15 protein-coding genes and 2 pseudogenes are annotated in these 13,277 nt (G+C 33.9%); 8 read left to right on the forward strand and 9 right to left on the reverse strand.

Annotated features, from left to right (window positions below; translation table 11 throughout):
- Positions 1 to 335 precede the first annotated feature (335 nt).
- Positions 336 to 521: a hypothetical protein gene (locus PSR12_RS13200; protein WP_274769273.1), complete on the reverse strand. Its 186-nt coding sequence runs from the start codon at positions 519 to 521 to the stop codon at positions 336 to 338.
- A gap of 330 nt (positions 522 to 851) precedes the next feature.
- Here PSR12_RS13200 and PSR12_RS13205 point away from each other — a divergent pair.
- Positions 852 to 1,145, forward strand: a pseudogene (locus PSR12_RS13205) (PBSX family phage terminase large subunit); the annotation flags it as partial.
- A gap of 18 nt (positions 1,146 to 1,163) precedes the next feature.
- Here PSR12_RS13205 and PSR12_RS13210 read toward each other — a convergent pair.
- Positions 1,164 to 1,400 (reverse strand): DUF3953 domain-containing protein, encoded by a 237-nt coding sequence (locus PSR12_RS13210; RefSeq protein ID WP_274769274.1) that lies wholly within the window; start codon positions 1,398 to 1,400, stop codon positions 1,164 to 1,166.
- Between the two features lie 89 nt (positions 1,401 to 1,489).
- On the reverse strand, positions 1,490 to 1,717 hold the full coding sequence (locus tag PSR12_RS13215) for a hypothetical protein (protein WP_274769276.1): 228 nt from the start codon (positions 1,715 to 1,717) through the stop codon (positions 1,490 to 1,492).
- A gap of 214 nt (positions 1,718 to 1,931) precedes the next feature.
- On the opposite strand from PSR12_RS13215, the gene PSR12_RS13220 reads away from it, so the two are divergent.
- On the forward strand, positions 1,932 to 2,132 hold the full coding sequence (locus PSR12_RS13220) for a hypothetical protein (protein ID WP_221680402.1): 201 nt from the start codon (positions 1,932 to 1,934) through the stop codon (positions 2,130 to 2,132).
- 79 nt (positions 2,133 to 2,211) lie between these two features.
- On the opposite strand, the gene PSR12_RS13225 is transcribed toward PSR12_RS13220, so the two are convergent.
- Together PSR12_RS13225 and PSR12_RS13230 are read right to left on the reverse strand one after the other, a co-directional pair.
- Entirely contained in the window at positions 2,212 to 2,343 is a 132-nt protein-coding gene (locus PSR12_RS13225; protein ID WP_274769278.1) for a hypothetical protein, read from the reverse strand.
- A gap of 913 nt (positions 2,344 to 3,256) precedes the next feature.
- A complete protein-coding gene (locus tag PSR12_RS13230; protein WP_274769280.1) occupies positions 3,257 to 3,937 on the reverse strand; it encodes a TraR/DksA C4-type zinc finger protein in 681 nt (226 codons plus the stop codon).
- Positions 3,938 to 4,936: 999 nt separating this feature from the next.
- Between PSR12_RS13230 and PSR12_RS13235 the strand changes: the two genes are divergently transcribed.
- On the forward strand, positions 4,937 to 5,119 hold the full coding sequence (locus tag PSR12_RS13235) for a hypothetical protein (RefSeq protein ID WP_274769281.1): 183 nt from the start codon (positions 4,937 to 4,939) through the stop codon (positions 5,117 to 5,119).
- 339 nt (positions 5,120 to 5,458) lie between these two features.
- Here PSR12_RS13235 and PSR12_RS13240 read toward each other — a convergent pair whose 3' ends face one another.
- Positions 5,459 to 5,968 (reverse strand): ClbS/DfsB family four-helix bundle protein, encoded by a 510-nt coding sequence (locus PSR12_RS13240; protein ID WP_221680393.1) that lies wholly within the window; start codon positions 5,966 to 5,968, stop codon positions 5,459 to 5,461.
- Between the two features lie 234 nt (positions 5,969 to 6,202).
- Here PSR12_RS13240 and PSR12_RS13245 point away from each other — a divergent pair, with 234 nt between their 5' ends.
- Both PSR12_RS13245 and PSR12_RS13250 read left to right on the forward strand, forming a co-directional pair.
- The gene (locus PSR12_RS13245; protein WP_004225104.1) at positions 6,203 to 6,406 is read left to right on the forward strand and encodes a hypothetical protein; all 204 of its coding nucleotides are present in this window, start codon (positions 6,203 to 6,205) and stop codon (positions 6,404 to 6,406) included.
- Positions 6,407 to 6,568: 162 nt separating this feature from the next.
- Positions 6,569 to 7,030, forward strand: coding sequence for a DinB family protein (locus PSR12_RS13250; RefSeq protein ID WP_221680391.1), 462 nt, complete (start codon positions 6,569 to 6,571; stop codon positions 7,028 to 7,030).
- 468 nt (positions 7,031 to 7,498) lie between these two features.
- Here the strand turns inward: PSR12_RS13250 and PSR12_RS13255 are convergent, their stop codons facing one another.
- The gene (locus PSR12_RS13255; protein WP_004225101.1) at positions 7,499 to 7,660 is read right to left on the reverse strand and encodes a hypothetical protein; all 162 of its coding nucleotides are present in this window, start codon (positions 7,658 to 7,660) and stop codon (positions 7,499 to 7,501) included.
- A 425-nt stretch (positions 7,661 to 8,085) separates the two neighbouring features.
- Between PSR12_RS13255 and PSR12_RS13260 the strand changes: the two genes are divergently transcribed.
- Both PSR12_RS13260 and PSR12_RS13265 read left to right on the forward strand, forming a co-directional pair.
- Positions 8,086 to 9,510, forward strand: a complete 1,425-nt coding sequence (locus PSR12_RS13260) for a VanZ family protein (protein ID WP_274769285.1) — start codon at positions 8,086 to 8,088, stop codon at positions 9,508 to 9,510.
- Between the two features lie 38 nt (positions 9,511 to 9,548).
- A pseudogene (locus PSR12_RS13265) lies at positions 9,549 to 9,814 on the forward strand (class I SAM-dependent methyltransferase); the annotation flags it as partial.
- 1,369 nt (positions 9,815 to 11,183) lie between these two features.
- Here the strand turns inward: PSR12_RS13265 and PSR12_RS13270 are convergent.
- A complete protein-coding gene (locus PSR12_RS13270; protein WP_009370377.1) occupies positions 11,184 to 11,648 on the reverse strand; it encodes a hypothetical protein in 465 nt (154 codons plus the stop codon).
- A gap of 133 nt (positions 11,649 to 11,781) precedes the next feature.
- Here PSR12_RS13270 and PSR12_RS13275 point away from each other — a divergent pair, with 133 nt between their 5' ends.
- Positions 11,782 to 12,696, forward strand: coding sequence for a class I SAM-dependent methyltransferase (locus tag PSR12_RS13275; protein ID WP_274769287.1), 915 nt, complete (start codon positions 11,782 to 11,784; stop codon positions 12,694 to 12,696).
- A 161-nt stretch (positions 12,697 to 12,857) separates the two neighbouring features.
- Here PSR12_RS13275 and PSR12_RS13280 read toward each other — a convergent pair whose 3' ends face one another.
- Positions 12,858 to 13,241, reverse strand: a complete 384-nt coding sequence (locus PSR12_RS13280) for a VOC family protein (protein ID WP_274769289.1) — start codon at positions 13,239 to 13,241, stop codon at positions 12,858 to 12,860.
- Positions 13,242 to 13,277: the final 36 nt, after the last annotated feature.

Consider the following 13,277-nt stretch of genomic DNA (forward strand, 5'->3'; position numbering starts at 1 on the left):
TCAATGCTCCTTGTATCTGCGTTTTCGCATAGCCAATCATTGTTTTAAGGTTTTCCAATTCCCTTTCAACTTTCAGGGGGTTACCCTTTTCATTTTCATACATTTCAATTACTTATTCTTTTGTATTTTCCTGCTTGCCCAATTTAGTGATCTGTAATAATTCCTAAATTGTTCAAAAGTGTATTTGTTCTCGTTCTTTATAGCGTCTGGGAGAAAAAAGACAAAATAAAAAGCCACTCAAAATGAATGGCTCAATCACAAGCTTAGTATTCAATTCTTGCACTAAAAATTATTATTCATCTTGCCAACAACTTTGTTAGTGGCACTATGATTTATTATAATCGCTCTAAATCCTGATATTCTTTCATATAAGGACCATCTTCTGCAACGAACGAATGATACAATGCCTTTACTGCGAAATTTTTCTCTAAACCCATTTCAGTTTTTAGTTTTTTTAATTCATCATGCAATGCTCGATGTTCATTTATAAGCTTTAGCATGATTGTCTTATTATATTTCATTACATCCGTCCTTTTTGTTTACAACATGAATGCTATAATACACTATTTTCACTTATAATCGCAAGAACAGCCTTGAAAGAAGCAACAGATGATCATTTATATATGGTCTTACTACACCTCACCATTAAATTTTTTCTTCTACTCGGGTAACAACAATTCCTTTCTTTCTAGTCCATCCCATATCATTCTCGATTCTAATGGCCATGTCTGTATAGATTTCTCCAGCTTGTAAACTCTGTGCTATCTCGATGTTTAAACGCCTGATAATGGCGTTCCTATGGGCTTCAAAGACTTTGGGTAACGTCAAAAACTCAATTGGAGTTGTTAAAGCTACTTTTTTTAATGCACATTGCCAAGTTCAAAAACCAAGGGCTTTCTTTATTATTGGAGGTTCCACTCAAGCGAGATACGAACTTGACGATATGGAGGCCATTTTAGGCAAAGAACTAAAGTTAGATAAAACAAATGCAGTTCGAGTTAATAAGATTTATTGTTTTGATGGAACCAATGCAAATGCCTGGGAAAAGGCTCGTCGTACTAACCCAAAAAATCCAGTTAAGGCAGACATTATCGATAAAAATGGTCACTTTACTTGAAAGTGGAAGATTAAATATCAAGGTATTTACAATTCCTTAATGTTGGTCATAGTAAAGCTGTGAATTGATATATTGATAAATAAACCGCAAATAAAAATAGCCCGATTAATAACCAACCATAAACTTTTCTCTCGCTCTGAAATGCTTCAATTCCTTTAGTTAACATGAATAAACCTGAGAAGAATACCATTAAAAAAGTCAGATCGTAATCACGTGTTATAAGTAGGTAAACTGAAAGAGAGACAGTAATGATAGCAAAAACAATTTGTAAAATGTTAAGCATAATATTCCACTCCTCTTTAAATATCATATAACAAAAAAGAAGTCATGGAAATGATTGTAAATATTTAAGCTTTAAATTTATTAAGATACCTAATCTCTTAAAAAAATATGGACCGGACGTGTATAATTAAGGGAATACACTCGGCATTGTACTGCTGTATACACTGGATCACTGATTCCACCACTAGCTTTTGGTAATGTTGCCTCAATCCCATACATAGCCGTTTTCACCCCAATGTAACTATTGTTATTTACCTTTGCTACTGGCTGCTTTGCTTCCTCGATTGTTCCACTATCCAACGATAATTTACAATCCACTGAAGTAAATCCTCTTTCTTAACTTTGTCATAATTACTTATCTGAATAGCCTAAAAGGGCATAAACCAATTTGAGCTGTGGCGAGTGATGACGCTGTGCTTTTTTTAGTTACTGTGTAATATGTTCATATTGTGCAGTTGTTTGTTGTATTCGTGTAAAATATTTCAGGTTTTTTATGCTATAATTTACATACATTACATAAAGAGGTGATATTATGGAAAATAATAAATTAGTTTGTAAGACTTGTGGTAAGGATTCCTTTATAAGCGGTCAAGTTGGTGGTAATAGTAGTTCGGGTAATATAAGACCGATTGGTTCAAAAATGGCTTTTGGTTCACCAATTCTTATGACTTTTTGCAAAAACTGCGGAGAGATTGCATCACTCAAAGTTGCTAATCCTAAAAAATTCACATAAAACTTCTGTTTAGGGTCACTTCCAACCTAGTGACCCTTTTTCGTTTCTTTCTTTTCAACTAATCTCTGCTACGGTTTTATCAATCTTTTCTGGCAATTTCTTCTTTACTTACATAGTCAATACTCCGTTGAACGTAACAATGTTCACTTTTGAATTTTTCATTTCTATGACGAACAATTTCAATTGCTTCGTCCAGTAATTCATCATCCATCGCTGGCAAATGCATCTTTTGAATATAAATTGACTAATACTACCGCAATCAAGAATTTCACCTTTTTTCTTTCTGCACAAATTCTTTCTAATTCGAAGTGATTTCGCATTTCTTACACTTAAATTCCTCAATTTCATATCCATCTGCAAGCACAATAATATCGCCTGTAACCACCACTTTTCCCCCCACTTCTTACACTTTTTAATTTGATTTACTCCTTCACATTTTCTTTCATATATTCACAGCATATCGACTGCTGCTAGCACACATTTCTGGTAAATTCCCTCATACAACAGCCTCTGGCAAGTCAGGAGGCACACACACTATTTCCGACACGCTTTATTTGCTCCTTTTTCGGTATTTAGACCCGTTTGCGTAATTTCTGAAATTATAGTTACTTGGGAATCCTTGTCCAGCATATTATTCAAGTTGCTCTAACTGCCTTAATCCCATATCAATTACTTTTTTTCTCTTATTACTAGGGTCGCAAGTGCAAACCGATCTCTAGTAGCCAACATAATCACACGTGACTTCACGGCAATTGCCGAAAATATTCAACTTTTAACCAAACTCTGCCCTGTCAACTCATAGTGTTTTGGCTGTTTGGTGCAGTTTTCGAAGCAAAAGAAAAAGCCTCCATCCTAAGATGAAAGCTTAAATATTATGGTAATCCTATTGTGGAGAGCTCACTTGCAACTCGTGATAGAGCGACACCACGTTATTTTGGATGTAGGTCGGTCGTTGGTCTGTTTTTCCCTAACATTGAGGTTATTGTAAATACCAAAGGACCTACCTCCGAGTTTACATCATATTTTTCTTATTACAAAACATGCTGCAAGTTTTACATTCGTTCTAAACATTTTATTAAAGCACTCATTTATAACAATTGTGCCTATCTTTTTGAATCCCACATTTAATCCTCTAAATAATCAAATTTTCTCGCGTGTTCTACTTCCTGAATGGAAACTTGGCGTGTTAGTTCATCTGTTTTAGAGATATGGTATGAATCCCATTCGTCATTAACGGCAATTTCTTCAGGGTCCTCATATAATTCATCATAATCTTCAAAATCCCCTTCAAAATCGGAAGGTGTTTCAGAAGTTCCATATTTCGCCACAACTTGAAACATATCTTCATAATCATGAATATCATCCTTGTCATCTCGGCCAGCAAAAGAATTGTCTACTTGAGGAAGCATCACTTGCTCTTCAACTGGTCGATCTGTTGGAACGTCTTTTGCAGTATGTTCAATACAAAAAGAGGTATAAGGCAGTGCCACCAATCGATCATATGGGATATCTTGTTGACAAACTTCACATACGCCATAGGTACCATCCTCAATCTTTTGTAAGGCCGTATTTACTTTTGCTAACTCATCATTGTCATGGACCTTTAATGCCATATCTTTTTCACGCTCGTATAATTCGGTACCCAGATCTGCTGGATGATTATCGACTGTTGACAACTCATCAACTGAATCCCGTAAACTATCTCGTTCTAAATATTCATCATCTGTATCCATTCTTCGTTGGAGCGAGTGTTTTTGCTCAATTAACATATTTTTTAGCTTTGATATCTTCTTCTCATTTAGCATTGTCATCACGTCCTTTTCATTATTATGAACGAATTTGATTGAATTATTTGTTTGTAAGGATAAGTTTAAAGACAAAAATACTCTTTAATAAATATGCCAAATATAATTAGTTTAGCGTGCGTGCGAATAAGGATATATTATATCCGCATGTTTTCTATGCCCTTTAGATTGTCCTAAAAGTTATTGCCTTCGAATAAAATGCCATTACATTTGATAATTGAAGGCTATTTATGAATTATTATTATCATTATATGTAAAGTAATGTTCAGCAAGAATCCTCTTCCTTGCTGAACATTTTATTCAAAGTGTTCAGTAAAATTCGTTTGTTTTTATGACACTCACCAATGAAAACATAATATGTTAACTAAAAATAAATTTTATGTTAACATATATACATACCATTATTTGGAGGTGTGTGTGTTGACTGACAAAAATAGAATATTACTTAGTTCGGTTGGCAGTTTGGCTTTATTTACTCTAGGAGGATATAGAATATTCACTAACAACTTAGAAGCTATGTCCATATTAGTAGCATATATTTTCTTTATTTGTGGATTTATAGGCTTTGTTTTTTATGTAGTAAAGTTGTCAAAAACCCCACGTACTTAGCATTGCTTCGTTGCGATGCTTTTTTCGTTTGCCATAGTCCCTTCTTTCATCTGCACAAAAGTATGATTCAGTCGGGTTTTTGCTCTAAGGAAACTGGAAGGGTGAAAAATAGAGGGATGCTTTTCTTGATAGTTAATATAAATAGCGATTTTTCTAACATGATATTTACTACCATCTAAACTTCTATAAATACTTTTAAGTGGGGTACACTTTTAAATAGTTTTATACATTAAGCATGAGTAGTTACTCTTATACATACAATGAGTCCCTCATTTACCTCCAACTGAAATAATTGTATTGAAAGAAAGGTTGGATGCTAATCTTTGTTTAAAGAATCTGCTTTTGGAGTGGAGTAAAAATTAGTGATTATTTAAATAAGGGGATGATAGATTGAAATATATTTCTGGTTTTATTGGATTTATTTTTATTGCCTTTGGCAGTTTACTAATGAATATCACTGAAAATGGAGAGACATCTACAAATCTAACATTAAAGATTTCAGGGTTCGTTATGTTAATTACCGGTTTAAAATTTTTATTTCCTAATTTGGGCTTTATAAAAAGTAAAAAATAACTAAGTACTCGTATGAACAAAAGCGCTAATGAACCAACTCAGCTCCGTCAGGCATAAAAAAACTTCACTACTTTTGTAGAGAGGGACTGATATGGATAAGAGTTATCTTTTCTTAGACGTGGTTACCATTATAGCAGCCCGTTGAAAGATTGTTTCTTGACTCATTCCCTACCACCTCTCCTTGCTCAATAATTAAGAATTCATATGAAGCATCGAGATACAGTAGCACGTACCATAGCCCATCACACTTGTTGTCATAGTGGATAATAAAAAGCCTTCCATTTGTGGAAGGCTAAAGTAAATTCGTTTGGTTTGTTATAGTAAGGAATATTCAATTTTTTAAAGGTTCATCTTCTTCCATTTACGAATTTTGGTTCTGAAATTTGTAAATGGAGCAACTGAGTTAATATGAACCCATTTCCAAACAGGCCAATTAGCTTGTGTTTTTGCCCATCGTCTTTGGTCAACTTCAAATAACTCCTTTTCTGAAAGGGTATTTAACCACTCACATAAATGATTGACAGCTTCATTAAGCATGGATTGTTGTTCCTTCAAAGAGTACTCTCCGTATTGTTTATAAAAAGAGTTATACAATCCACTTAGATTATTCCATTTATAGCCTTCTGCAGGTGTATGTACTTCTTCTCCCTTTTGTTCTTTTTGCTCCCAGTGAAGCAATAGATTTATCCATCCAAGTTGATAAGAAAGATTTTCAGACGGCGTTTTATCAACTTCTTTAATCCGTTTATTTTTTAAGATTTCGGGTATATCATTAAATTCGGCAATATATTTTTTATACTTTTCGTCAATCGTACTAATTAATTCTTCTTTGTTCGCATACTGTCTCACTCTATTTCCCTCCCTTCCATCTACTTCTTCATGTTCAGTCTACCATAATGCGAATACACTAATTTTTACATTTTATTAAAAAGTTGTTATTCGGTAAGTATTACCTTCTATCTTTTCGGTGGATGTATAAGTAACCAAAATTTACACACACTAACCTTGAGTGTATTACCCATAATGAATGAAACAGAGGGTTTTATTTCTTATGTGTGATGATTAATAACAGAGGTGCTTGAAGTGACTACATTCGGAAAATGCTTATATATCGCATTCTTTATCATCATTTTTTTATTTACAACCATTTGGAATTATATTAAAAATGGTCATTGGGCTTTGCTAGAAAATTTATTCTTTGCCTTTTGGGTGGCCAGTTTCTTATTCATGGCATTACTACTTAGAAGTAAAAAAGAAGAATCGAAAAAAGCTGAAAATAGAAGCTGATTTGCCTGTTTTAACTGACTAGTGTTAAAATCCTCATCTATATTTGCTGTAGCTCTAATAAGCTGCAGCTTTTTTATTGTTGCACCAAACTAGTATTTTATCCGTACATTCAAACTTAAAATGTTATACTATTCAAAAAATATTTTGAGGAAGGAAACGTGAATGATGGAGGCTAAGACCATTTTGTTAGATCAACTTTTAGCTAATGCAAATGACCCAAGTTGGTATATCTCATTTTCTGAAGTCGTAGAAGGGCTATCTGAAGCAGAAGCCTTTTGGAAACCCGATTCTTCTAGCCATAGTATGGCTGAAATTGTCCAGCATCTAATCTATTGGAATGAAATTTGGCAAATACGGTATCGAGAAAATCAAGTGAAGGCCCCTTCGCAAACAAATAATGCGAATACGTTTCTAGTTAAAGAGAAGGTAACTTTCAATGAATTAAAAGAAAAGTTATTACATATTCTACTTAAGTGGCAAGAATTAATTGAGGAAGAGCGACTTTTATCTATCGTAAATGGGTTCCCTGTGAAAGCGCAATGGTGGGCTATCATATCTAATGCCGCTACTCATAATGCCTATCATATTGGACAGCTCGCCTATTTACGTAAAATGGAAAAATAGACATTTATATGCTATACTCTTAAAATGGGACTATTGTTAATAGTCCTATTTTTGTTTGCTGCCGCTTATTTAACACAAATAACACCAAAGGAAGATGCATGTGAGCCTAGAAGAAATTACACAGATCTATTCATTTTACTTCTTCACGACACCAATTTTAGTAAGATTAATTGTATTTAATTTTATTTTTAAAGCCTACAAACATACTATGGTTATTGTATTGGATGCTTTTGTTTTAATATCAACCACTATTTGGTTAATATTGATCAGAGATGTCATTTTCCCTCTGCCTTCGTTAACTTTAAATGTATTTAGTGTAATTTACATCCTATTGATTATAGACATTTCTATCAATTATTATCGCTTAAAAAGGAAGAGCTCCTTGAAGTGAAAAGCCCAATTTATACATATAAAAACAAGCTCCAAGTAAAAGAAAAAAGCATCTCTTTTCAAGATGCTTTGATCTTACTATTGGGGCAATTCTTCTGGTGTTTTCTCAAATTCAAGTATATGTCCATCAACTTTTGCTCTTTCTAGTTCTTCAATAAATTCTTCCTTACGTTCATCAAGTCTGGAGTCAAGTGTGTTTTGATAACCCGGAAATAGATTGTAATCTACTGGTTTCCCCATAAGTTCACCTCTTATTCTCAGCTTTTTTATTTATTATAGGGTATATTGATATTTTCTGACAATTGTTTATGTCAATTTTGATTACAAGGACTGACAAGACAATACAACGGAAGTCTTATAAAAAACGTCTATCTATACTTTATTGCCCATAAAATTATGCTGATAATTCGAACAGCAAGAGGTTTTATTTATTTTGTCTACGGCTCTAAACGTGCAATTTCCACAAACTTTGTTGATAATCCCCAAACTGTTCCTCCCCTTTTTTTACGCAAAATAAAAGCATATTTACTATAAGCACTTTCCCTCAAGTAGATATGCTACAAAATCTTAAGAAATCTTCATAATTTTTCTCAATAATTATTAATAATTACCATTTACAATAAGAAAAGTCGACAATAGATTAACATAGTTAGGAGCATCTTGTCTTGGGCGTTACAGATATTATGAATAACATTCGGATTTTAATGTTGCCAGTCATCCTTATTATTGGTGCTGAGTTCTTACTTATTGGACTTTATTATTTCCTCTATCATAAAAACCAACAGTCAAATCGGAAAAAAATAAACTTTAAGCAACTGATACTTGTAGCACTCTTTATCGGCTATATTGTTTTTGTGTGTGAACTAACGATTTTTGGGCGTGGTTCTTCCCATTTCATGCAAATGAATCTTCAACCATTTAGTGGCTATATAGATGCATGGAAGAAATACTCGTTACGTGATCTTCAAAATTGTATTTTCAACATTTTAATGTTTGTACCGCTAGGCGTTTTCTTACCTTTACTTTTCTCTAAATTCAAACTGTTTAAATGGCTTCTTCCTGTAGTGGTGATTGCAACCTTATCCATTGAAACGTATCAAACACTTACAGGAGCAGGGATTTTCGAGCTTGCTGACTTAATCAACAACTCGCTTGGGGGGATTATTGGATACCAGTTATATAGACTAGGATCTTCTATTGTTCAGCATAAAAAAATAAAAGTGAAAAGCTTGATCGGAAACCTAGCCATTCCTCTCATGATGGGTTTGATTTTTATTGGCATGATGATTGTCTACGCTCAACAGGAATTTGGTCATTTAGCAATAAACGCCTACACAAAATCAAATATGTCGGATGTTGATGTAACCACCTCATTAGATTTACATACAGCATCTACCGTTGCCCCCGTGTATAAAAAAATTATTCATACAGATGAAGTTGAGACTTTGTTGCAAAAGAAATTTGATTTAGCAGAGTTAAATCAGCAGGATATTAGTGGTGATCGTGAGCTCTTATTAAAAGATAAAGCAGAGAACTCCTATACGTTATTTATTAATTCAGAGGGAAATTGGTCGCTAACAGACGATCTTTATACGCCAGTGCAACCTTCTTTAGCTGTGCAAGAAACACTCGTGAAGAAGGCAAAGAGCATGATGGATGAGCTTTCTCTCCTTCCTAAAGATGGGGCGTTTACAGCTTTGGATAATGGCGTATTTGAATGGACGCTTCCTGACCAAGCTGAATTGAACCAAGATTATTGGCTTGGTGAAGTAGAGCTCGGTTTGAAATCAGATGGTAGTATGTATTCATTATCGTATAATATTCATGAGCATCAATTAATCCGTGAAGTAAATATTTTGTCACCTGCAGAGGTGTATGAGCGAATTAAGAATGGCGAATTTCCACAGATAAAATATAATGCACTTGTAACGGAAGAAGAACTATTGATAAAAAAAGGCGATCAACTTACTGTCGATTTAATAGAGCTCTCTTATATGTACGATACAAAAGATTTCTATCAACCCATATACAGAGTTTCTGGCACACTCAATGGAAAAAGTTGGTTCACATTGATTCAGGCGAGAAAATAGCTTTTTTGATACTGTTTACTAAGGAAAGCCAGACTTGATACTACGATGAGAATGGCAACCGCCTGCATTGGGCAGTTGATCACTATCAGACAGAAGGCATTCGGGAAACAACCTACCTTACCGAAAATGTTATTAAGTACCATCGCACACTGTCTACTTATATGAATGTCTTAATACAAGCTAGCTATACGATAAGTACGGTGAAGGAACCTATGCCTTCAGAGGAAGTGCTAAAAAATATTCCGGACATGCAGGATAACTACGGAGACCTATGTTTTTAATCATTGCAGCAGAGAAAAAATAATCACTGTGTGCTCAGGCAATATGTATTGGGTATCGCTAATATCACATATAAACAAAAAACCAGGTGCTCCCCAAAAGAGAGCATCTGGTTTTATTGTGAAAGTGAATCTTACTAACTTACTTAGTTTTGATTCGTTATAATACTACGACAACTTGAGGCGCTGAACAAGTTAAAATATTTTCCAATAGGATTTTAGGGGAAATTAATGCTTTTTCGAGAAAATAAATCATTCTATCAAATTTTATAGTTTTCTTACTTTCATTAAAAAAGAAATAATGAAATCTCATAAATGACTAACCTTTGCTAATGACACATGGTCATTTACCAATGACAGCCCCATTGAATAGGTGGATGACTGTTTGCTATTTTCACATAATTTAAATTATGTTTCTACAAACTGAAATTGATAACAATGCTCCCCCTACTCTAACTGAATAATTAATGAAATTTACTTCTTTATTCTCGCATGGTGATACCGAAAGCAATACAAGCTAGACATCTCTGTTACAAACATATAGGTCTCTATGATCTTAACTATGATAGGTGAAGCAACTATACTTAAATTAATTTCTCCCTTTCATAACTTTTTCGTGCTATTAATAAAACATGCTGAAGAAGCACAGTCTGCTAAAGGAACATTAAACAAAAAGACCAGTCACTCTTTTAAAGAGAACTGGTCATTTTGCGTTTAGGTTGAAGACTATGAAAAATCTTCTTTCATAGATTAACATATTATACTGAACAATATCTAAACAACCATACAAAAAAGACTAGATTCTCACATGATGATGTAAGCTCTAGTCTTTTAAGTGAAAGTGAATCTTACTAAATTTTTGTCTAGCTTTAGATTCAAATTACAATACGAATGAACAGGCTAAAGGTTTCATAAATTCTTTATTTTTTCTTTAAAATATAGGACCACCACCACAAAAAGACCAGGAAACACGAAAAAATGTGAATCCTGGCCCTTTTGTGAAAAGTGAATGTTACTAGTTTGCTTTAGTTCTTTGTATTCTACTGATGAGTTAGACGGCTGATGTTTTAAAAAGTTACACATTCTTAAAAATTTTTTACGCTACAAATTAAATCGCAAAATCAAACACGCCGTCAGCTCCATCTACCAACTAATTGAATAGTACACGCTCCCTCAGACTCATATAGGCTTCTTTTTCCAGTAATGATGTTTGTTCTTCAGCAGCTACTGTACCTTTAGCCCATATTTTTTTGACTCTGTGACACTCCAGCTAAATAATTGTGTGCCTTTATTTTCCTATCGGATACCGAGTTCCATCAGAATGGTCACTATAAAAGGAGAGGTGAAATTTACCATTCCCAATTGGTCCATCTACATAATTCACAGGGAGTATCCCTATTCATTTAACTTGTGTTGGATACTAACTAATTTCTGTGAATCTTCCCTTGCTTTTTCTAAAAGACTAAAAAAAGCATTATCTTTTATCAGCTCGAAGCTTTCATTTGTGTTAAGGAGAACCAATATTTTATTTTTAGAATCAATGAACATCGGGTAGCTTGTATTGAGTGAAATTGTCATTCGATAATCGTAATCAATAGTTTTTATAGTTGTTTTTTTGAATGTTGCATGTTGAAAAGACTGTATCAATTCTTGCTGTGTTTCTTTTGATATTTTCATTTCAGAAAAGATATCTTCTTTATCTGTATCTATACGATGGAGCGTTATAGTGGCATTCTCCACTTGAAAATTAGCATTTTCCAACAGATCTGTAGCAGAATAGCTTTGCTCTTTCCATATAATGAGCATACCACTAACAATTACTGCTAAGAGTAAAGATAAGGCTATTATAAATTTTTTCATATTACTCCTCTTTCTCAGTATCAAAAACTTGACAAAAAATGTTTTTATGCTAAAATTTACATTTAAATAAATATTATATATAATAGGATTCTCCTGGCCAGGAGAATCCTATTTTTTGTTAAGGAGTGTTGGTATGAATCAACAGGAATCTAGTATCACTTCATTAGTGGCTGCCTTTAGTAGAGCCTACCATAGCCAATTTGATACACCGAAAATTTTTGATGATTATATAGCCAAAGAATTGATTTCACAAGAAGAATATCAAAATATTCAAGCTACTATGATACAAGGCATTGAATTTTTTAATAAAGATATCGCTACAAAGTTTAAAGACAATTCAAAGGAATTAATAAAATGGATTACACAAGTTCAACTCTCACCAACTCCTTTGGCACGTGCTGCTTATTGTGAAAGAGTCTTGGACAGTGAAATACAGCTTGGTGTCGAGCAATATGTCATCTTAGGTGCTGGCTTCGATACTTTTCCGTATCGTCAGCAACAAGGACAATCCAGGCTAGAAATTTTTGAGGTGGATTATCCCACTACGCAGGCATCGAAAATGAGAAGATTACAGGAAGCCTCTCTCCCCCTCTTGAATCATTTGCATTTTGTACCGATGGATTTTACAAAGCAATTTCAATCTCAATTATTTTCAGAGCAAGGCTTCCAATCTAAAAAAACATTTTTTAGTCTATTAGGTGTTTCTTATTATTTAACAAAAGATGAATTAGCAAGTTTACTCAATCATCTATTTGCCTTAGTTCCAGCAGGTAGTTCCATTGTTTTGGATTATGCTGATGAATCTCTCTTCACGGAAAAAGGACTCTCCAATAGAGTAGAAAACATGGTCAAAATGGCCGCACTTGGTGGTGAACCAATGAAATCATGCTATGCTTATGAGGACATGGAGAGGATGTTAGATCGATTAGGATTGCTTATATATGAACATCTATCTCCTACAGCGATTCAAGAGCTGTATTTTCAAAATCGGACAGATTACTTGTGTGCTTTTGAAACTATCCACTACATGCATATTGTTAAAAAATAGGTTCACCCTATTTAATTTTCCAAAATTCTAAATTTTCTTTTTATTACCCAGGCAATTAACTATTTCAATATAGAGAATTAGTATACTATAGTAGTGTAAAGCTAATTAGCCTTACACCTCCTAGATTTGTTACTAGGGTCACTGTTAACGCAGTGACCCGCTTATAATGATTGACAAACACCTAAAGGATTCCCATCAGGGTCATAGAAGGTAAAAAATTTGGTGTCCTCTTCTCCTTCTAAAGCCTCGACTTGAACATGATGTTCCACTAGAAATAAATAAGTCTCTTCAATATTTTGAGAGAGAAAGTTCACATATTTCCCCACACCAAAGTGATTGTCTGGAAAATGACATGGCTGATGCTCCTTAGCTTTTACTAAGCAAATGACCGTCGGAGATTGTTCAGTGATCTTCATAACTGATGCGCCCGCTTCTATATATAGAAGCTTAAATCCAAGTATTTCCTCATACCATTTAGCCGATAATTTGGGATCTTTTATTGGAATAAAAATGGCCTCTACACCTTTAAATAAGGATTGTTTCATTTTCTTACCTCCCTTTCACAGTTTGTGTTCTTCATT

The organism is Lysinibacillus sp. G01H, from assembly GCF_028872195.1.
GTDB lineage: Bacteria > Bacillota > Bacilli > Bacillales_A > Planococcaceae > Lysinibacillus > Lysinibacillus capsici.